We start from the raw sequence: 20,079 nt of genomic DNA on the forward strand, positions 1-20,079 counted from the left end.
AGGTGAATAAGCCGATTTTCTTCTTAACTCTTGACTTCCTGATTCTTGCTTCTAAATTCTGCTAACTAAATATCAAGCTATGTCGCCACTAATTGAAATCAACGATCCGGCTTTTGCCGGCGCTAATACTATTCTTATCGATTCCCGCGGAGGGCAGGACTCCTATCAGCGTTACCTCGCCGGGCATTTAAAAAATGCCATATATGCTGATCTGGACAAACATTTAGCGGCTAAAGTTACTGACGCCTCAATAGGGGGGAGACATCCATTGCCTGCTGTTAAAGACTTTGCTAAACTATTGGGCGAATGGGGCATTACATCCGAAAGCCGTGTTATTATTTATGACGATAAGTCGGGTGCGTTTAGTGCTGCCAGGCTATGGTGGATGCTAAGATCATTGGGCCATATGCAGGTACAGGTATTAAATGGCGGATTACAGGCTGCTAATAGAGCCGGCGTGGTTTTAAGCACTGAAGCTTATACACCAAATTCTGTAAAACCCTACCACACACATGGCGATTATGCCGGAACGGTTGATATTGAGGAAGCTGGTACAGCTGCACAGGATAAAAGCAGAATAGTAATTGATGTACGTGAAACGCCGCGTTATCTTGGCCAAACAGAGCCGATAGATCTTATTGCAGGCCATATCCCGGGTGCGGCAAACCTGCCTTATATTTTAAACCTTGATGCAGAGGGCAAATACCTGCCTGCTGAAATTTTACGGAGCATGTATATAGATGCTATTGGTGATGTAAAGCATGATGATGTAATTGTGCATTGCGGTTCGGGTGTAACTGCTTGCCATACACTTTTGGGCATGGCTTATGCCGGGATTACTGAGCCCAAACTGTATGTTGGCTCATGGAGTGAGTGGTCAAGAAGGGACTTGCCAATGGCTACAAGCGAGAGGTATTAATTAAATTAGTGAATTGCTGAATTAGTGATTTAGTGAATATTGGAATTATTCGCTTATCAAATCACTAATTCGCTAATTCACTCCTTCACTAATTAAAACATGGAACAAATTACAACAAGGAAGGCACGGTTAAGTGACCTAAATATATTATTGAGCTTTGAGCAGGCTATTATTGCAGCAGAACGCCCTTTTGATCTGACATTAAAAGAAGGCGAAATTCACTACTACGATATTGCAGAAATGATTGCCGCACCAAATGTGGAGGTTATTGTAGCAGAAATAAATGGTGAGTTAATAGGTTCTGCATACGCACGGATAGCAGACTCGAAGATCTACCTGAAACATCCTAAACACGCCTATTTGGGTTTTATGTATGTGAAACCGGAACATAGGGGAAAGGGTATAAATAATAGAATTATTGAGGTGCTTAAGCAATGGGTTATTTCCCGGGGCGTAACCGAAATGCGACTGGAAGTTTATAATGAAAATTTGTCCGCAATTAAAGCTTACGAAAAAGCCGGTTTTACCCCAAATTTGCTCGAAATGCGGATAGGGCTTGATAAATTATAAATCTTTTTTAAATTGTATGCATCATATGAAAAAGCTGTTTCCTGTTCTCATTCTTTTTTTGGCCCCGATTTTTTGCATGGCCCAGACTGTTCCCGACTCAACTACCCTTAATAAGACCGGCGACAAAGCGCCTGGTTTTGAATTTAGTCTTTCAAAAGATAAAAAAGGCAATTTAAGTGACTATCATGGCAAAATCGTGATGATCAATTTCTTTGCCACATGGTGTCCGCCCTGCCGCGAGGAGCTACCGAGGGTACAAAAAGAGATTTGGGAAAAATATAAGGAAAACCCGAAATTTGCGCTGTTTGCTTTCGACCGTGAGGAGGGATGGGATAAAACGCTCCCTTTTAAAGAGCAAAATAATTATACATTTCTAATGATGCCGGATGAAGGCCGTAAGATCTTTAAACTATATGCAACACAGTATATCCCGCGTAATGTGCTGATTGATGAAGATGGTAAGATTATTTACCAGTCTGTGGGTTATAGTGAAGAAGACTTTAAAAAACTGCTTGATCTATTAGCTGAAAAGTTAAAATAGATTGTTCATACATTGACTTGTGAAAACATACCTGGTAAAAACAGAACAAGCCATCCCGATCAGCTTAGCGGAAGCCTGGGATTTCTTCTCATCGCCATTAAACCTGGCCAAAATAACGCCGAAGGAAATGAGCATCGTTGTAACTTCCAATCAAACAACTGAAACAAAAATATATCCTGGTATGATCATTACTTATAAGATCTCGCCTTTGTTAGGTATAAAAATGAACTGGATGACCGAGATAACCCATGTAAAGGAAGGTGAATATTTTGCAGACGAACAGCGTTTTGGTCCTTACGCCTTATGGCACCATCAGCATCATTTTAAAGCTATCAAGGGTGGAGTGTTAATGAACGATATTTTAAATTATGCTATACCCTATGGTTTTATAGGCCAGCTAAGTAACGCTCTTTTTGTAAGGAAAGAAATTAAAGAGATCTTTGAATATAGAGAGAAAGCAATCAGGGAGATGTTCGGGGAGTTAGGTTAAAGCTGAAAGGTAAAAGGCGAAAGGTAAATGGTTTTTGAAGCTACCTTTCAGCTTTAACCTTTTACCTTTCGCCTCTCGTCAAACTACCTATAATCCAGCCTGTAAATAAAGGCAAGGGATACTGAAGTACCTATACCTGTGTTACGGCCAGTTAAGAAGCGGCCACCGCTTAAAAACAATGAAGTTTCCCGGGTAAATGAATGGCCGAAACCTATTGAAGCCTGCAGGAATGAAAAGTCTTTATTTGTTTCGGGGATTACCGAGAATCTTTTATCATTACTTTGTGAATAGATCCCGCTTACCGTTGCGGATACCTGGTTTTCATAATCACTATCAAGTGAAAGTCCGAATGTGGCGTTATACCTGTTTTGAATAGGGCCGTTTGTGCCAAAATACTGGCGTACTCCATCGGCAGCATTAAAGTAAGTACTTAAACTTCCCAATTTGCCGGTTCCTGAAAATGCAAGCTTTAGTTCCGCACCTTCCTGGCCATAACCTAAGCTGGCATTATTTGAATATAAGGGTGTAATTGCTGTGCCCTGGATAGAAAAATAGTAAATAAAATCAATATTGGCCAGGTAATATCTTAAGCCTGTTTCCATATCGGCAAGGCCCGAGCTGTTGGTACTTGTCGGAGCCGTATTTTGAGTATACATGTTATATACATACGGAACAGATGCTACGGCGGCAAAGCGCCTGCTAATGCCATATTCTGCATATAAAGTAACGCCTACAGATGAGAAACGTCCGTTATTAGCAAAGTTCTTTTTTGCCCCGGTTGAGTCCCACTGAGAGTTAGCAAAAAAGTAACTGACAGAAGGAGCAATTAATAAACGGCCCGGTCTTACAGGGAAACCACCATCGGCATAGCTTACACTATAAGTGGTTGTAAAAAATATTAATGTTGATAATAAAAGTCTTGTAAAAGTTTTCAAAAGGCTCATGATAAATGGTTAATGTTAAAACAATGCAAAAGTATCCCGCATCCAGCGCCCTTCATATACCACGTACTTCTTACCAATCTCGTGCGCCAAATCCCTGAATATGATCAGGTGTTTATCTGACGGGATAACATTGTAAAGCGTCTGTACCGTATTTGGAGGTGCAATATTGTCAACCATGCCCATGCCGACTAATGTGCGGCATTTTATACCCGATGCAAAATTTTTAGCATCAAAGTAGTCCATATTATTTAACACCTTATCAAAAGTTAATCCCGGCCTTGTATTAACATATTTGCGTATATCAATAAAAGGCCAGTCAACCTCGTCAACCAAATTGCGTACATCACTAAGTATAGGATTCGCAGCTGAACAAAAGCTTATACGTTTATCAACGCTAGAAGTTGCAACGGCAAGAAAACCACCCAAACTACCCCCAACAGCAATAATATTATCATGCCTTAGCTCGGGCCGGGTGAAAATAAAATCAACAGCACGTACGCAATCCATAATAGCGCCCCGTAAAACATATTTGTTTTTATCCTCAATGCCCAGCGTAATGTATGTTTCCTTTCGCACATTAATAACATCACGGCTGTTTCCCTGGCCGCGGATGTTTAATGACAGTAAGGCAATATCAGGATCGAGGCCATACAGGGGTTTTAAATCAACCTGGTAGCCCGGCAACGCCAGCATCACCACAAATTTCTTGTTCTTGTTTTTTGTTATAGGCTCTGTTAACCACCCGCGGATAGTTAAACCACCTATAGATTTCATCTCAACTAAAAACACCCTGCGGTTATCTTTGCTTGAGTCGGGCATTTCTGTAACCTTATATTCAGGTTTCACCTTACCAAGTTCTGCCTTTGCGTTATTCCAAAATGTTTCAAAATCGGCAGGTTTACCATATTGCGAACGGATCTCCTCAGGCTTTATACCAAAGGCTTTACGGGTAGTATCGTCATAATCAGTTGTGTTGATCATGAAATTTATTTTGTAGAAACCTGCTTTTAATCCGGCTATTTCAAAGTCATAGCTTGCCGAACCCTTGCTGCCGAGTTTTACACGCACAGAATCGGACTTCATTAATTTACCTGCTTCGGTAGTCACTACGTATTTAAGCCTGCCTGCCTGTGGGTTTTTATAAGTGCTTTTAACATCAAACGTATATGATGCAGTTGAACTGAAGACCCCGTCTTTACTGTTGGTGGTTACAACGGTATTTACAGAGCCGTCACTTTCTTCATTTTGTGCAAATACCTGCTGAGCTCCCGCCATAATGAGCAGGGTGAAAGCTATTGCCAGGAATTGATTTGTAAATCTTACCATCATATTAACTCATAAATTTAGCAGGGGCGTTTTAAGTCCCGTCTAACTGTTTTAAAATCAGTATAACCCGATTTTAACTTTTTGCCTGCCTTGTAAGGCTATTACCGTGCCGAAATTCCCCATCCCCGTTTTCCTGTAGCTAATATAGTTATTATACAGCTTTTTAGATTAAAAACGCCTCTTTCGGCTGTTGATTGTTCATGTATTAGTTAAATAAGTGGGTAAACAATTCAACAGTTATCCCTGCCTATGGTATCCTGAATTTTTCGCGGAGCCACAGGTTTTGAAACATAAAATAATTAAAATTTACCTCATGTGTGGAGTTTGGTACACACACAAATTCCTTATTGGTGCTGCTGATATGGTTGTACAGGGCCATGCTGCAACGCGGCGGGCAAAACTGATCAAGCAAGCCTATTCCCATCAGCACAGGGCACTTTACCATCTGTGCAAAATTTTGCGGATCGTAATAATCCCATGTGCTGTAAAACTTATCCCATGTAAAACCGGCATGCTGGCTTTGATATTTCCTGAACACTTTAAACGGAAAAACCTGCCTCTCGTAAGATTCCGAGATTGAATAATTATCATGAATATCGGCATACAGCGGCACTTGTATAGTTAATAATTTTACCCTTTTATCAAGTGCTGCGGTTATTAATGCTAATGAACCACCCTGGCTACCGCCTTCAACAAAAATTTTGCTGGTATCGATACCCAGGTTAGGGTGTGAATATAAAAAGTCGAGCCCACGCAGACAATCCATATATACACCCCGGTAAATGTATTTATCTTTATTCTCAATATTCACTACCGAATAATTATCGGTACCAATATTTATTATATCCTGGCTGTTGCCGTTACCGCGTACATTAAGATCAAATGCAATAAAGTCATCATTATCCATATTGGGCTTAAGTGTAACCACGTAGCCTGGTACACGGTAATGCACCGGGAAATTTTTCCCATCCCGCGGAATAACCAGCCAGCCACGGATCACCAGGTTACCGTATGAGTGCATCTCAACCGCATAAACTTTCTTTTCGTCGGTCGACAGATCTTTGCGTTCGAGCACCCTATAGCTTGGAACCACCTTGGCTAATTGTTCGCGGCTTTGTTTCCAAAAGGCATCAAAATCTGCCGGTTTATATAATTGCGAAGTGATTTGTTCGGGGTTTACCCCAAAAACACGTCTAACGGTATCATCATAATCGGGCAGGTTCACCATAAAATTTATCCGGTAAAAACCGGTGCTTCTTGGCGGAACCTTTATTATCAGCTCTTTATCAGCTTTCCCTTTAATACTTAAAGGAAAAGAACTAAGAGCTATCTTTTTCCCTTCATCGGTAGTGATAAGATAGGAGATTGTTCCTTTCTGAAACTCGTTGGTATTATTACGGATCTGTAGTTTGTATTTAACCTCTTCGTAATCTTTAAAAAGGGCATTTTTATTTTGAGGAACAGCTTTCAATACTATATCGCCGGTTTCTTCAGTTTCTTCTTCCTGTGCTGCAACTTTTAATGAAAATGCAGATAGCATGATGAACGATAGAATAATTAAATAGCTGATCCTTTTCATAATTATAATTTAATAACCGCTAAAACCGAACTACCGTAACCCACACCCGTATTTACACCAAAGGGTACATAAAAACCACCCACAAACATGGAGAACTTGCGCGTAAAGGTATGCCCAAAGTTTAACTGGGGTTTAAAAAATGAATAATCGTGTGCTGCAAAAATGTTACTATTAAAAGTCTTATTGGAGCTAAACGACCTGAAAAGCAATATATCAAGACTTAACTGGTTGTGCTTTGTTATTGGGTAACCTACGGTTCCTGTAAAGCTTATTTGGTCGGGGCCCTGTGAGTCATAATATTTTCGGTAAGCAAACTCAGCATTAAAATATCCCTTGCTGGCAACGTCCTTAGGCAGGTTACCGCAATACATCAGCTTAACTTCGGTACCATAGTTTCCCAAGCCAAGTGGCGAAATTCCGTTACTGCTTTTATACAGAGGCACTATGCCTGATACACCAATAGAAAGAAACCGGATGTAATTAAAGTTTACCAGGTTATAACTAAGGCCAACGGTCATATCGCCAAGGCCCGCGTCAATTAATGTATTGCCGGGGGCGATTACATTTTGCTGATATAAGTAGGGGATGATTGCTATAAAATCAAGCCGGCGGGATATTCCATAGCCTATATAAAGGTTTGCCGAGTATGAGGTAAAACCTGTGCCGGGCGCTCCCTTAATTACATTGTCTTTATCGTCAAACCTATCCTTTTGGTGATAATATGAAAACGTAGGGACAATAACATTGCGGTATTTGCCAATGGGAAAGCCTGCAAATGTTTTTAATGGGGGCATTAAAACAAAAAACAAACAAGTGAAAAGGAAAAACGTAATTATTTTTTTCATTAGATCTTAAATCCGTTTGCCAAATACATCCTTAATCTTCAATCCCTTTTGGGCGTGGTTTATACTTTATTAAAAAGTCTGATTTACGGATGTAATGATTTAGCGGCTCCTCAATTAGTTTAAATAAACATATAGAAACGGCGTTTAATACGATAAAAATGATCAGAAGGTTTAAACTATCGTACTGAAAGGGCGAAATCCAGTCTTTTTGCCATTTATCATAAAGGGTAAAAATGTAATCGTTAAGATGATTGATATTATTACGCAGGATATTGTACATCCAGCCTAAATGGATCAAATAGAAGATGTACGAGCTTTTGCCAAGCAACTCCACAAAGGGAGTAGCCAGCAGCTTTTTAAAGATGGTTTCTTCCGTTAGGATGCCATAAAAGAAAAAAGCAACCATTACACATAAAAAGTAATTATTGGTGATGATGCCTATTGGCGTTTCCATGCCTGCTATCCATGGAGCAATGGGTTGTTGAAGCGCCATTACAAATACGCAAACAAATATCAGCACAAAGCCGCCATAGGTAAAGCTGATCTTATTGGTGCGGGTAAAGCCATTTTTTAGCACATATCGCGCCAGCTGCACGCCTACAAAAAACTCAAAGCACCTGCCGAAGAATGTAAATACCAGCACGAAAGTAAAATTGCCAAAAAAGCCGTGCCAGTTTATATCCCTGAAAATAAACACCATTACTATAGCAAACAGCGTAATAATTACCGGCTGAATATAAAATTTGTTATATTTTTTGGCGATGAAAAAGATGATCGGCGCCGAAAAGTAAAAACATTCCTCCACCGTTAAGCTCCAGCCCTGCGCTATGCCGCTATCCCAATACTGGTAAAAAAAACCGCGCACAAAGGTTATGTTCATTATCATTAACCCGATAGGGTTTGATGAGCCTTTGGTAATGGCTTGATCCTTGGTAATAAAGTAATAAACAAAAGCTGCCACGGTTAACAAAAAATACATGGGATAAATACGGGCCACCCTGTTTTTTAAATATTGCTTAAACCAATCAGTAGTTAAATGGAAGCTGTGGTAATAGCGGAAAGTGATCAGGAAGCCTGATAAAACAAAGAAAATACTTACTCCAATGTGGAATTCGCCCAAAAAGCGCTGGATAATATGTGGGAAACCGCCATCAAAAACGTCGGCAAAGTGGGAGATAAACACCAGGTACGCTGCCATTGCGCGTACGCCTGTTAATGCCGGGATATAATTTTGTAATGACTTTTGTGACAAACCGCTTTAAATGTTGTTGATTTTTCTAAGATACCTCTATTTTGAGGCGTATACGCAAAAAGTTAATCTAAGGGTGTGGAAAAGTTTAATTTGGTGATGAATTTTATGTAGAGGCGCAATACTTTGCGGCTCTTAATTATATATTAAAATGGCATTTCGCTTTTATTTGCATATGGGAGACGCAAAGTATTGCGTCTCTACAAACATCATTTAAAATTTGAATATTTCATTTTGGATAGCGTACAGAACAAGGCCTGTACGGGTTTTTAAGTTTAGTTTCAGGAAAAGTGACTCGCGGTAATTATCAACCGTTCGGGGGCTTACAAACAGCTGTTCAGCAATTTCTTTATAAGTTAGCTCAGAGCAGCAGAGCCTTAAAAATTCAAATTCTTTTTTCGAAAAATCAGGCGCCCCATCGTCAGCAACCTTACGGATCAGCTTGCCAGAAACCATTTCGTTTATAAAGGAGCCTTTTTCATTTATTGTTTTTATTGCTTCTAAAAGTTCTCTTGGTTTTGATTCTTTTAACACATAGCCACTTGCCCCGCTTTTTATCATGCGGATAACCGCTTTATCATCCTCAAACATGCTGAGTGCTAAAACCTTTATTTGCGGGTATTTTTCTTTAACCCATTTTGTGGCGAGGTAGCCATCCATTACAGGCATATTAATATCCATTAAAATTACCTGTGGCAAAGGGTGTTTTGCCAGCATGTGTTGCATTTGCTCGCCATTCCCAGCCTCAAAAACAACCTTTAATTCGTCAAATTCGCCCATAAGCGATGCCACGCCATTCCTGAACAGGGTATGGTCATCAACTATGGCTATTAATATTTTTTCTGTTTGCATATTATGGATATGGTATAAAAACAGTTATCGTAGTACCTTCATCCGGATTTGATAGAACGGTTGCTTCACCTCCTATAATCCCGGCTCTTTTTTGAATATTCTGCAGGCCCATGCCGCATTGTTCTGTAGGTAAATTCTCTGAATCAAAGCCTATTCCGTTATCACTAACCTGGAGCTGCAACACGGCTTCCTCGTAATCTAATTTTATACTTATCTCTTTGGCCTTTGCATGTTTAATAATATTATTCAAAATCTCCTGAAGGATACGGAACAGGATCAGATCTTTATCAGGACTGTTAACCGCAGGCATTTCGCCGTCATTAGTATAACTCACCTTGTACTGCCCTGATTTTTCGATCCAGTTTATTTCATGACCAATAGCCTCCGATAAGCCCATAACGATCAATTGATCACCCTGTAACAATTTCCCAAGCAACCGCATCTCTTTAATAGACCTGACCGTTAGATCAATTGCCGCATCAATCTTCTGTCTCGCCTTTGGCGCATTATCCAGTTCAATTGAATTAAGCGTTAACGAGGTAAGGCTCAACAACTGGCCAATATTATCATGCAGATCAGCGCCAATTGTTTGCATGGTTTGTTCCTGCACCTCGAGCTGGGTTTTGGTTATTTCCGCATCGAAGGTTAATTGCATGAGGGCTTTTTCTTCTATGTGGCGCTTTTTGCGGTGGTTGTAGACAATAACAAGCAAAATAAATCCCAAAGCCACTATCAAAAAAATAGTGATCGTTATTATAACTGCAGTAAAGAAGTCTTTTTGTTGTACAGACATATAATTGATGCTACCCAAAAACTATAAAAAATCAAATTAATAATATCGTTAAGTAAATAACTTAGCGGCACCTGTATAGTAATCATTAGTTTATCCAGTTGATCAGCATAAATTACAAGTCCGATGCTTGTTGTGTAAAAAAGAAAATAGCCTGAAATAAAAAGAAAAGCAGGGTCTGTTAATAAATTCACATATTCTTCTTTGTGAAAAAGAGTGAAATAGTAATAAATGCATAAACATATAATAATAACTGAACCTAAAAGGCCGGCAATTTTGAAAAACTCTGAATTATTCCCCTTCAAGATCCAGCTAAGCAGGTAGGCCGAAAAGAAAAGACCCAGACAAAGCTGCATAATGATTTTTTCTCTTTTTAAAAAAACAACTTTTGACACAATCCAAATTCCAAATGTAAATTCAATAGGCATATCTAAATTATAGAGCCAATTATTGTCGGATTTATATACATAACGACAAACACTCTCTAACGCAACAACAGAAAATAAGTAAAGCTTAACAGTAATTCCAAATGTTGAATCAGAACTTTTTAAATATAGAAGTGCAGAAATAAAACAAACCCATTCTGCATATAAGTAATATGGGAAGATAAGCATCAGGTTTAAATATCCTGATGAAGATAAACATCCGAATGATATTTAGCAAGCAAATTAAATATATCTATATTTCCTGTTTTTAGTTTGAAATTAGTAGCGTAATGGACCAGTTTTTCTGGTCCATTACGCTACAATGACCGGTGGTTGATGATATTAAGGCAAAATATCTTCCTGAAAGTAATCATCAGGATCTTTTACGCCCACACAATTAGGGGGACAAATAGAACCGCGGTCTAGCCCTTCGCCGGCGCCTAAAATTGTGACAGAAGTACCCGGCTTTAATTGATCTTTCCATGTTTTTGAAGCAACATCAAGTTGCGTGTTACAAATAATAGCCGTGTCCATCCCTAAATAAGGATTGGGAATTATAGCACTCGGCGGGCAAGTTAATAAGTCCACATGGTTTCCCAGGTATATTTTAAACCCGAAAAATTGTAAGCCATTCATCTGAGCATCAATTGTTTTTGTAGAATCAATAACCTCATTATCAATAAAAAGCTGGATAACTTCCTTAAGGCTAAAATGAATAAATTTTAGACAGTTGGGGTCCGTATTGTGATTTGCCCGATATTTTTGAGCCATTGCTTTAATGGTGTCCCGGTTTACTATCAAACCGTTAATGAAATCAGAGGGTGCAGGCTGCGCTAATACATCTAATGCTTCGGCGGACGTTAGATGGGAAGTTCTTTTTTTATTAGTAGATCCTAATAAAGAACCATTGCTCGATTCAACATCTGCGAATTGAGAATCAGGGGTTAGTTTAACTGGCATAGTTTTAAGATTTAAGTTATGATAAATTTAATAAATTAATTTGTTATTTAATAATCCAAAAGTCTATACTAACTATCACACCCACAACGTATTCCAACCCTTTTTAATACCGTAAAATCACCCTGTTAAAAAAGGCCTTTTTACGGTAATGCCTTTTTGTTTTCCTGCTGAGATTTGGAGTATCATAACTAAATCTTAAAATCATGAAAAAGGAATGCTTATTAATTATTGCGGCTTTCGTTAGCCCATTCAGTCTGCTTGCTGCGCCAGCGCCCACAGCGGCTCACCCTGACAACACTGAAACATGGATCTCTTTTCTGCCTGTTATCTTCTTTCTCTTAATTTTAATTGTTACCGCAATTAAGCTAAGAAAGGTAGATGACCAATCATCAGGTTTACTGGCAGAAAAGGATAAACAGGCGGTGCAAGTGGCGGGAGCAAATACTGACAATCCATCCCCTCCGCAAAGTACAAGCCGCTTAATCGCCCTTCTCACAGGGCTTGTTGCCCTTGTAATCGGCGTTTGCCTTACTACTTTTTTTATGTACCGCTATTTCACCGATTCCGCAAAACCTGTCGACCTCTCAAATCTCACAACAGTTATCTATGGCCTGGGCATAGGCGTATTGCCTTACGGGTTTAATAAAGCCTCTGCTGCTATAAAATCACAATAGAGTTCATTAATTATTAAAAAAATAAAAATTATGTCACGCCAAACAATAATTAATGTCGCTGCCGCCGAGGTCGGGACAAAGGAATACCCTGCGGAGTCAAACTGCACAAAGTACGGCGAATGGTTCGGCCTCAATGGAGCCAAGTGGTGCGCCATATTTGTTAGCTGGGTGTATGCAAAAGCGCTACACCCACTCGGGTATATCGATATGCCCAAAGGGTATGCCGGCTGCCAGGCAGGGTACGAACACTGGAAAAAACTGGATCTTTTGACGGATACTCCGCAAATGGGAGATATAGTGTTGTACGATTGGGATAACGACGACCATTGCGACCATACCGGCATCTTCTTCCAATGGACTGTAGAAGGCCAAACCTTTGAAAGCTACGAAGGAAATACTTCTGTCGGGAATAACAGTAATGGCGGCGAAGTGATGCTGCGGACTAGGAACATGGGTTCGGTAAAAGCTTTTGCTTCGGTGTTATAAAAGCAACAGTCATATCTTAAATAACCATACCGGTATAGCCGAAAACGGATTTAGAGTAGGTAAAAACAACTAAACTTTATAAAAATGGGACAAGTATCATTTCAAACAGCCATGTCCGGGGGACGTGGCGATCTTCAAATCACTTTTGACAATGCACCTAATGTGTTGTTGACGTTCAATGAAAAAACTATAAATCCACAGATTGTAACGTTACCGTATGGGGTTAATAATTACACCGTCACTGGAAATGCGGCGCCAGGGGGAAACATTCATCTGATAATAAGAGGCGATGTATTACCAATTACCGCACAGGATTTTGGACCAGGACTCATTTTATCACAATCATTTCCTGCATTTGTAACCGTCTAATTTGAATCATCATGAAAAAAATCATTTATCTATGCAGTATCACGTTACTGTTGAATAATACCTTCCTTTTGGCGCAAAGCCAAACTTTCAATCTTGTGAGCGCTGAAGCGGATATAAATAAAGGTAAGACAGGAAACAAAGAAGATCTTTTAACCAAATACTTGCAAATAGCTGCAAATAATCTTACCAGCAATAACAAGAACCTTACATTAAAGCTAAATTGGTTTGCTTTAAACAATATGGATTCAGCAAAAAAGTATGATGATGCAAATTACCTTAGATCAAGATGGCAGCGTAATGGACAATTCATTTTTGCAGGCGGAATGGATAAAGACAGTAAATTCAATTCAATACAAGCGGGATTTAATTATAATTTATTAAATTTAAGAGATACTACAGAATTTCATTATTTTAATTATTATGGAAAAGCATTAAAAGAAATTGGAATAATAAAAGGCAAGGAAATGAAAAATTTCATTTCCCCGATTACAGCTAGTCTAAAAGTTCAATTGGATAAAATCATTAAAGATCAATATCAAAAAAAAGAAAATGATCAGTTGAAAGCTGAAATTTATTCTGCCATAAAAAGCTTTCCTAACCATCCTACAATTGACGAGTTGATTAAAGTAGCCCAGAAGAACTTAAATACCTGTATAGCAGAATCAGATGCTATGGGCATTTCGAATTTATCCGCCAACTTATCTGATTTTACAGCTAATTTGATGTTGGATAAGGCACTCAATATGTATACACTTTCATTTGGCAAGCAGTCTATTGCATTTGATTTCTTTGTGGATGCCGAACTTATCAAAAAAATAGTAACGGCGATTGATACAGACATACAAAACGATCAATTACTGCAAAACGAATATAAAGCAGTCAGTCTTACTGATGCGGATAAAAAAATCCAGAAACAATATCGAGATTTAGTGGACTATGTTACTCGTCAACCTATTCTTACTTTTGGCTATAATTATACATACGGAACCGGTTCCGTTAAGCCTAGCCATGTACTTGGCCTTCAGGGTTTATGGGGACTGAATAAAATCGGCTCAAAAAAAACTAATGAGTTGTCAATTTCATTAAGCGACACCATTACCAATATTCAATCGGCGCAAATCACTTCGGTTAACAGAAATATTGGAGCATTTCAGGCAGGGATTAATACGGTGCTCCTTATGAACAACAAAATCTCTTTAATGGAATTAAATATGGCTGTTGAAAATGATCTGTTATTCACAAAAGCTTTGGCTGGAGAAAGTAAAAATAAATTTTCCTTTAATTCTACTTTCCGTGTAAGATTACCTAATTCCCCGTGGCTAAAGTTTACTGTAAAGTATGACGTTAAAAAGGCTAATTTTTTAGGCTTTCTTGATTTTACTTATAATATTGACAGCACAAATTCACCGAAAAGTTAGAAATGGACTATCTTTAAAATTCAAAAGTCCTGAACATTTGGTTTAAAGGGGATCTCCCATTAACTAAATATTCAGGACTAATCTCCCTCAGTCACTAAACCTATTGCTGCCCACCCTTCCCCAATCTTCTCTTCAACTCTGCCACCGGCATAGTAATCATCCGTCCAACCGGCTCCTTCCCACGGTAAGTAATCACCCTTAATTGAGTAGCATCTTTTGGTACTTCAATAGCGCTGGTATATTTTGGATAAAACCTGTCGGGATAAGAATTGTCAAAGCTATAATAGATATCCAGGTCGGGGATCTCGTTGGTAAACTCAACGGTTAATTTATTATCCGCGGTCATTTTTGGCTTAAAGTCGGGATCATAAACGCTTGGCGCATATTTTACTTCAGCTTCGTTAAAACGGGCGAAATGCTTTTCAACCTTTGGGTAAAAGGTGTTCCAGTCCTTCTTTGCCTTTGGCGACCACACAGATTCAGCTATAGCAAAGCCGCGTGGCCAGGTCATATACTCCACCTGCCTGAAGTTGAATACCTGCTCTGTCCATAAATTTGCTTGTCCGCCCAGTATTAATTTAGAATCAGCACTATCTGGCACAGGCTCAAACTCGTACGATTTATTTAAACGCAGGGTAGCATATACATGCGGTTCCATCACACGGTCGCTTTGCATATAGTCAAGATAAGCAAATGTAGTTGGACTCATCACCACCTCATGGCCAAGCTTTGAAGCAGTAATACCGCCCTGGATGCCGCGCCAGCTCATTACTGCCGCTTTAGGACCCAGACCGCCTTCAATTATCTCGTCCCAGCCCATAAATTTTTTGCCTTTCGATTCTACAATTTTTTCCAAACGCTTCTCAAAATAGCTTTGCACCTCTTCCATGGTCTTCAAATTTTCTTTTTGCATCAGCGCTTTAACCTCAGCGCTTTGTTCCCAGAAACTTTTAGCACACTCATCGCCTCCCAAATGGATATAACCAAACGGGAAAAGCTGGGCAACCTCTGTCATTACCTTATCTAAAAATTCGTATGTTTTTTCGCTTGCCGGGTTAAGGGTATTATCAACCAAAGCTTTAATTCCGCCTGCGCCAAAATCCATCATATGCTCGCCTGAGCGCACCTGGTATTTATCAGCACCGGGTGTGGCTGATAGTTCAGGGTAAGCTACCACAGCAGCAAGGCTGTGCCCTGGTACATCTACTTCTGGTAAAATATTCAGGAAATGATCTTTACCATATTGTACCAGTTCCCTTATGTCGTCCTGTGTATAAAAACCACCATAAGTACGGGGCTCATCAGGAGTAGGAGCGCTAAAGTTGCCAAATTCTCCAACTTTTTTAACGTTATAAGCGCCAACAGTAGTTAAACGCGGAAGACTTTTGATTTCGATGCGCCAGCCTTCATCATCAGTTAGGTGCATATGCAAAAGGTTAAACTTATAGCGCACCATCTGGTCAATATATTGCTTAACCTCTTCTTTCGTAAAGAAGTGCCTTGATACATCAAACATCAAACCTCTCCAGGCAAACCTTGGGTAGTCGGTAATATCAACACATGGGGCTGTCCATTTTATATGGTGCACTTCGGCACTTTCAATTTCTTTAGGGAATAGCTGCATCAGGGTTTGTACCCCATAAAATAGACCTGCAGGCTCATTGGCTCTTATAACTATACCTTTAGCGCCCACCCATAGCAGGTAACCTTCTTTATCCAAAACAGTATCAGCCTTTGTATTTAGCAACAGCTTAATGGTGGCGGGTGTTGCAAATTTGCTTTTTACAGTAACAAATGCACCTGTTGCACCGCTAAGTTTCTTTCTTAAGTAATCGGTTACAGGTGTCATCTCTTTACTTAAGGATGCCTGGATGGTTATATTTTTTGGTAAAATAAATTGACCCGGTTTTGTAATAGTTTTTACCGGTTCGGGGATAATTGCCAGCGTACTTTTGGTAGTTTGGCTAAACGATAAAAAAGAAACAAAACAACAGCAGAATGCTAAGGATAGTTTTTTCATGTTTAATAAAGGGTTTACTGGAAGGGATATCTGCCTGCAAATTATACTTTTTAAATAATATTAAAAAGAATTAGTTGGAATTAGTTAATTAAGTTGATTGAGTTAGATTGGGTTGACTAAGTTGAATTGTGCTTGATATGAAAAAAAACTAACTTAATCAACCACTCACTCAATCAACCTAATCAACTAAATAGTATATTGCGTCAACAAGACACATTATAAACCATTTTCATGAAAAAGCTTTACTCTTTGGCCGTCCTCGTCCTATTGGCGGGTGTGTCCGTTTTACTTTATTCTTTTAGTTTTAAAAATAATGATGCCGGGTTAACAGGTATTATTAATGTTGATGGAGGTATGATAACCGGTGTTAAAAGCATAACCGGTAATGTAGTATCGTTCAAGGGGGTTCCATTTGCTGCGCCGCCTGTTGGCCAATTGCGCTGGAAAGCACCACATCCCGTTGAACACTGGGCCGGCGTAAAAAAATGTGATGCTTTTGGTCCGAGCCCTATGCAGGCAAAACCGGTTCCTTTTGGTGTTTATACCAGGGAGTTTTTAATCCCCGAACAGCCAATAAGCGAGGATTGCCTGTACCTTAATGTTTGGGCAAAAAATAGCGCTGCGCCTAAAAAGCCCGTTTTTGTATGGATCTATGGTGGTGGTTTTGCCAGCGGTGGTGCAGCGGTACCAATTTATGATGGCGAAGCCATGGCAAAAAAAGGGATAATATTTGTGTCGATAAATTACAGGGTTGGTGTTTTTGGTTTCCTGGCTCATCCCGAATTGACCAAAGAATCGCCGGATAAAGCTTCGGGTAATTATGCCTTGCTTGATCAGATAGCGGCATTAAAATGGATTAAAAGGAATATTGCAAATTTTGGCGGCAATCCTGGCAATGTAACTATTGGAGGGCAATCGGCAGGGTCAATGAGTGTTAATTGTTTGGTGGCAGCGCCTGTCGCAAAGGGCTTGTTTAATAAGGCAATTGCCGAAAGTGGCTCTATGATCGTATCAAACCCAATGATAAAATCACTTACGCTTAAGGATGCTGAACAACAGGGTATAAAGCTTGCCTCGGTTACACATGCAAATAATATTGATGAGCTAAGGAAAGTCCTGGCGGCAGACTTAATGAAAATCCCCGGTGGATATTCGCCAATTGTTGACGGTTACGTTTTACCTGAACCCGTTTCGCAGATTTTTGCCGAAGGAAAAGAGAATAATATCCCCCTGCTTACCGGTTGGAATGCAGATGAGGGCTTTGTGTTTAGCTTTAAAAAGAAAGAGGCTTTTCAACAGGAGGCAAAAGAAAAATATGGAAAAGATGCCGGTGAATTTTTAAAATATTTTCCGGCAAACACAGATGAGGAAGCGGCACATTCCCAAACAAAACTAAGCCGGGACATGATATTTGCTATCTCCGGTTATAAGTGGGCCGGATTGCAAGCCCAAAGGGCTAAAGCGCCTGTTTACGTATATTATTTTCAGCATAAGCTGCCTGCTACCCCTGATTTTGAAAAGTACGGCGCTTTCCATACAGGCGAGGTGGCTTATGCAACGGATAATTTAAAGTTCCTTAACCGCCCATGGAAACCGGCGGATAAGATATTAGCCAGCCAGATGTCGGCCTATTGGGTTAATTTTATTACCAATGGAGATCCTAACGGTAAAAATCTGCCAACCTGGCCAAAATATAATAAAAACATGAGTAAGGTTATTGTATTTGATAATATTGCCTTACAGAGAAGATTACCTGACAAGGAGGAATTGGAGTTTATGTTATCGAAGGTAGAGAAGTGAGGTGTAGTTGAGTAAGTTGATTGGGTTGGATTAAGTTGATTAGGTTATTGCAAGGGTGCCCCAATTTAAAATCAGCTGTTCGGCTTCCTGGCTAAATAAAACTCAATCAACTTAATCCAACTCAATAAACTAATTCCCTATATTGCATTAATCAATTATAAGCCGTTTTTGCCCCTTTAAAGCCGGAAAATCATTAGCCAATTATTACCCTTAACCTAAAAAATTATGTCGTCTGACCGCAGAAAATTTATTAAACAATTGGGCAGCACCATTGTGCTTACCTCTGCTTCGCTTTCAGGTTTTGCAGCTGTGGAAGATCATGAAAGAAGGATTTTACAAGCCGAAAAACGATACAGTTCAAATGATAGGATCAGGATTGCCACCATTGGAATGGGAATAATGGGCTTTAATGACACAAAGGCTGCCCTTACCTGCCCCGGCGTTGAGCTGGTTGCCGTGTGCGATCTGTACCAGGGGAGGCTGCAACGTGCTAAAGAAGTATATGGCGCAAATATATTTACTACCGTTGATTACCACGAGATCCTTGATCGCAAAGACGTAGATGCCGTAATTATTGCAACCAGCGATAACTGGCACAGTACTATTGCTATTGCTGCAATGAAAAAGGGCAAAGCAGTTTATAGTGAAAAACCTATGGTGCATTATTTAGGCGAGGGGCTTAATGAAATAAAAGCCCAGCAGGAAACTAAAGCAGTTTTCCAGGTTGGGAGCCAGCGTGTAAGTAGTATTGCATTTCAAAAAGCAAAAGAGTTATACCAGGCTGGCGCCATAGGCCAGATAAATTCGATAGAAGCTTCGTTTAACAGGCAAAATGCCCTCGGTGCATGGCAATATACTATTCCGCTTGATGCTGGTCCGCAAACTGTTGACTGGAGCAGGTTCCAGGCTAACGATAAAACAAAACTGCCTTATGAAAGTAACAGGTTTTTCAGGTGGCGTAATTACCGCGAATATGGCACAGGCGTAGCAGGCGACCTCTTTGTGCACCTGTTAACGGGGATCCATTTCATAACTAACTCCAAAGGCCCTGATAAGATCTATGCCATTGGTGGTACCTATTATTGGAAAGACGGAAGAAATGTACCCGATGTTATGACCGCTGTTATTGAGTATCCCGCAACTAAAGAGCATCCCGCTTTTCAGGCAAACCTGAGGGTGAATTTTATAAGTGGCGAGGGCGAGCGGTCATCTACCAAGATCATTGGGTCTGAAGGAGTGATCAATCTTGATGATGACCAGGGTTTTACCATTCATAAAAGTAAAATGCCTTTAGCCCCCGGTATAGGTGGCTGGGATTCGCTGGATACTTTTCCTGAGGCTATGCAAAAAACCTTGCTGAGTAACTATAACGCAAAATATTCAACAGCCGACCAGCAGGCAGTCAGCATTCCGGGAGTAAGCTATCATTCGCCCGATGGATATAATTCATCCAACGATCACTTTGCCAACTTTATGGACGCCATCCGTACAGGTAAACCGGTAGTTGAAGATGCCATATTTGGTTTCAGAGCAGCAGCACCGGCGTTAGCTTGTAATGAAAGCTACTTCAATAACAAGGTGATCCATTGGGATGCAGAGAATATGAAGGTGGTTAGTTAGGGAGAAATTAGTGATTAGAACAGATAGCTACAATCATCGGCCTTTAATAACTAAAGCATTATTTAAAATCAAAAATCAATAATTTATCAAATCGCCATAACTTTAGCAATAACAATGCTAAGCAGGAATTTAATACCAATATATTGTAGAATAAATGAAAGCGATTGCCAATAGTTATTTATTTTTCTTTTTAGTAGCAGTG

20 protein-coding genes are annotated in these 20,079 nt (G+C 39.7%); 10 read left to right on the plus strand and 10 right to left on the minus strand.

The window, feature by feature from the left end; all coding sequences use genetic code 11:
• The first annotated feature begins 79 nt into the window (after positions 1-79).
• The 4 genes from BUE31_RS16855 to BUE31_RS16870 all read left to right on the plus strand — a co-directional run bounded on the left by BUE31_RS16855 (position 80) and on the right by BUE31_RS16870 (position 2,520).
• Positions 80-919: a sulfurtransferase gene (locus BUE31_RS16855; protein WP_073405014.1), complete on the plus strand. Its 840-nt coding sequence runs from the start codon at positions 80-82 to the stop codon at positions 917-919.
• Between the two features lie 99 nt (positions 920-1,018).
• A complete protein-coding gene (locus tag BUE31_RS16860) occupies positions 1,019-1,489 on the plus strand; it encodes a GNAT family N-acetyltransferase (protein WP_073405015.1) in 471 nt (156 codons plus the stop codon).
• Positions 1,490-1,514: 25 nt separating this feature from the next.
• The gene (locus BUE31_RS16865; protein WP_073405533.1) at positions 1,515-2,030 is read left to right on the plus strand and encodes a TlpA family protein disulfide reductase; all 516 of its coding nucleotides are present in this window, start codon (positions 1,515-1,517) and stop codon (positions 2,028-2,030) included.
• Between the two features lie 19 nt (positions 2,031-2,049).
• On the plus strand, positions 2,050-2,520 hold the full coding sequence (locus tag BUE31_RS16870; RefSeq protein ID WP_073405016.1) for an SRPBCC family protein: 471 nt from the start codon (positions 2,050-2,052) through the stop codon (positions 2,518-2,520).
• Positions 2,521-2,603: 83 nt separating this feature from the next.
• Here the strand turns inward: BUE31_RS16870 and BUE31_RS16875 are convergent, their stop codons facing one another.
• The 9 genes from BUE31_RS16875 to BUE31_RS16915 form a co-directional block, all read right to left on the minus strand.
• A complete protein-coding gene (locus BUE31_RS16875) occupies positions 2,604-3,464 on the minus strand; it encodes a hypothetical protein (protein ID WP_073405017.1) in 861 nt (286 codons plus the stop codon).
• A 15-nt stretch (positions 3,465-3,479) separates the two neighbouring features.
• Entirely contained in the window at positions 3,480-4,793 is a 1,314-nt protein-coding gene (locus tag BUE31_RS16880) for an acetylxylan esterase (RefSeq protein ID WP_073405018.1), read from the minus strand.
• 244 nt (positions 4,794-5,037) lie between these two features.
• Positions 5,038-6,369, minus strand: coding sequence for an acetylxylan esterase (locus BUE31_RS16885; protein WP_073405019.1), 1,332 nt, complete (start codon positions 6,367-6,369; stop codon positions 5,038-5,040).
• A 2-nt stretch (positions 6,370-6,371) separates the two neighbouring features.
• Positions 6,372-7,214, minus strand: a complete 843-nt coding sequence (locus BUE31_RS16890) for a hypothetical protein (RefSeq protein ID WP_073405020.1) — start codon at positions 7,212-7,214, stop codon at positions 6,372-6,374.
• Between the two features lie 31 nt (positions 7,215-7,245).
• A complete protein-coding gene (locus BUE31_RS16895) occupies positions 7,246-8,466 on the minus strand; it encodes an acyltransferase family protein (RefSeq protein ID WP_073405021.1) in 1,221 nt (406 codons plus the stop codon).
• A gap of 210 nt (positions 8,467-8,676) precedes the next feature.
• Entirely contained in the window at positions 8,677-9,315 is a 639-nt protein-coding gene (locus BUE31_RS16900) for a response regulator transcription factor (RefSeq protein ID WP_073405022.1), read from the minus strand.
• A gap of 1 nt (position 9,316) precedes the next feature.
• A complete protein-coding gene (locus BUE31_RS16905) occupies positions 9,317-10,108 on the minus strand; it encodes a sensor histidine kinase (RefSeq protein ID WP_073405023.1) in 792 nt (263 codons plus the stop codon).
• A complete protein-coding gene (locus BUE31_RS16910; RefSeq protein WP_073405024.1) occupies positions 10,069-10,719 on the minus strand; it encodes a hypothetical protein in 651 nt (216 codons plus the stop codon). Before BUE31_RS16910 ends, BUE31_RS16905 begins: the two co-directional genes overlap by 40 nt.
• Positions 10,720-10,872: 153 nt before the next feature.
• Positions 10,873-11,490 carry a hypothetical protein gene (locus BUE31_RS16915; protein ID WP_073405025.1) on the minus strand — a complete coding sequence of 206 codons (618 nt, stop codon included), beginning with the start codon at positions 11,488-11,490 and terminating at the stop codon, positions 10,873-10,875.
• Positions 11,491-11,693: 203 nt separating this feature from the next.
• Between BUE31_RS16915 and BUE31_RS16920 the strand changes: the two genes are divergently transcribed.
• From BUE31_RS16920 to BUE31_RS16935, 4 genes are all read left to right on the plus strand, one after another.
• Positions 11,694-12,164, plus strand: a complete 471-nt coding sequence (locus tag BUE31_RS16920; protein ID WP_073405026.1) for a hypothetical protein — start codon at positions 11,694-11,696, stop codon at positions 12,162-12,164.
• A 30-nt stretch (positions 12,165-12,194) separates the two neighbouring features.
• On the plus strand, positions 12,195-12,650 hold the full coding sequence (locus BUE31_RS16925; protein ID WP_073405027.1) for a CHAP domain-containing protein: 456 nt from the start codon (positions 12,195-12,197) through the stop codon (positions 12,648-12,650).
• A gap of 84 nt (positions 12,651-12,734) precedes the next feature.
• Positions 12,735-13,019 carry a hypothetical protein gene (locus BUE31_RS16930; RefSeq protein ID WP_073405028.1) on the plus strand — a complete coding sequence of 95 codons (285 nt, stop codon included), beginning with the start codon at positions 12,735-12,737 and terminating at the stop codon, positions 13,017-13,019.
• An 11-nt stretch (positions 13,020-13,030) separates the two neighbouring features.
• A complete protein-coding gene (locus BUE31_RS16935) occupies positions 13,031-14,437 on the plus strand; it encodes a hypothetical protein (RefSeq protein ID WP_073405029.1) in 1,407 nt (468 codons plus the stop codon).
• Positions 14,438-14,537: 100 nt separating this feature from the next.
• On the opposite strand, the gene BUE31_RS16940 is transcribed toward BUE31_RS16935, so the two are convergent.
• On the minus strand, positions 14,538-16,457 hold the full coding sequence (locus BUE31_RS16940) for a beta-N-acetylhexosaminidase (RefSeq protein WP_073405030.1): 1,920 nt from the start codon (positions 16,455-16,457) through the stop codon (positions 14,538-14,540).
• 231 nt (positions 16,458-16,688) lie between these two features.
• Between BUE31_RS16940 and BUE31_RS16945 the strand changes: the two genes are divergently transcribed.
• Positions 16,689-18,257, plus strand: coding sequence for a carboxylesterase/lipase family protein (locus BUE31_RS16945; protein WP_073405031.1), 1,569 nt, complete (start codon positions 16,689-16,691; stop codon positions 18,255-18,257).
• A gap of 225 nt (positions 18,258-18,482) precedes the next feature.
• Complete coding sequence (locus BUE31_RS16950; RefSeq protein ID WP_073405032.1) at positions 18,483-19,877, plus strand: Gfo/Idh/MocA family protein; 1,395 nt, start codon at positions 18,483-18,485, stop codon at positions 19,875-19,877.
• The last annotated feature ends 202 nt before the right edge of the window (positions 19,878-20,079 follow it).

Origin of the sequence: Mucilaginibacter sp. OK098, from assembly GCF_900142915.1 — a bacterium.
GTDB lineage: Bacteria > Bacteroidota > Bacteroidia > Sphingobacteriales > Sphingobacteriaceae > Mucilaginibacter.

Coding starts and splice junctions, on each gene's coding strand:
- BUE31_RS16935 (WP_073405029.1), top strand. CDS start 13,031: ATGAAAAAAATCATTTATCTATGCAGTATCACGTTACTGTTGAATAAT.
- BUE31_RS16890 (WP_073405020.1), bottom strand. CDS start 7,214: ATGAAAAAAATAATTACGTTTTTCCTTTTCACTTGTTTGTTTTTTGTT.
- BUE31_RS16880 (WP_073405018.1), bottom strand. CDS start 4,793: ATGATGGTAAGATTTACAAATCAATTCCTGGCAATAGCTTTCACCCTG.
- BUE31_RS16920 (WP_073405026.1), top strand. CDS start 11,694: ATGAAAAAGGAATGCTTATTAATTATTGCGGCTTTCGTTAGCCCATTC.
- BUE31_RS16875 (WP_073405017.1), bottom strand. CDS start 3,464: ATGAGCCTTTTGAAAACTTTTACAAGACTTTTATTATCAACATTAATA.
- BUE31_RS16945 (WP_073405031.1), top strand. CDS start 16,689: ATGAAAAAGCTTTACTCTTTGGCCGTCCTCGTCCTATTGGCGGGTGTG.
- BUE31_RS16915 (WP_073405025.1), bottom strand. CDS start 11,490: ATGCCAGTTAAACTAACCCCTGATTCTCAATTCGCAGATGTTGAATCG.
- BUE31_RS16865 (WP_073405533.1), top strand. CDS start 1,515: ATGAAAAAGCTGTTTCCTGTTCTCATTCTTTTTTTGGCCCCGATTTTT.
- BUE31_RS16855 (WP_073405014.1), top strand. CDS start 80: ATGTCGCCACTAATTGAAATCAACGATCCGGCTTTTGCCGGCGCTAAT.
- BUE31_RS16905 (WP_073405023.1), bottom strand. CDS start 10,108: ATGTCTGTACAACAAAAAGACTTCTTTACTGCAGTTATAATAACGATC.
- BUE31_RS16950 (WP_073405032.1), top strand. CDS start 18,483: ATGTCGTCTGACCGCAGAAAATTTATTAAACAATTGGGCAGCACCATT.
- BUE31_RS16860 (WP_073405015.1), top strand. CDS start 1,019: ATGGAACAAATTACAACAAGGAAGGCACGGTTAAGTGACCTAAATATA.
- BUE31_RS16910 (WP_073405024.1), bottom strand. CDS start 10,719: ATGCTTATCTTCCCATATTACTTATATGCAGAATGGGTTTGTTTTATT.
- BUE31_RS16940 (WP_073405030.1), bottom strand. CDS start 16,457: ATGAAAAAACTATCCTTAGCATTCTGCTGTTGTTTTGTTTCTTTTTTA.
- BUE31_RS16885 (WP_073405019.1), bottom strand. CDS start 6,369: ATGAAAAGGATCAGCTATTTAATTATTCTATCGTTCATCATGCTATCT.
- BUE31_RS16930 (WP_073405028.1), top strand. CDS start 12,735: ATGGGACAAGTATCATTTCAAACAGCCATGTCCGGGGGACGTGGCGAT.
- BUE31_RS16925 (WP_073405027.1), top strand. CDS start 12,195: ATGTCACGCCAAACAATAATTAATGTCGCTGCCGCCGAGGTCGGGACA.
- BUE31_RS16900 (WP_073405022.1), bottom strand. CDS start 9,315: ATGCAAACAGAAAAAATATTAATAGCCATAGTTGATGACCATACCCTG.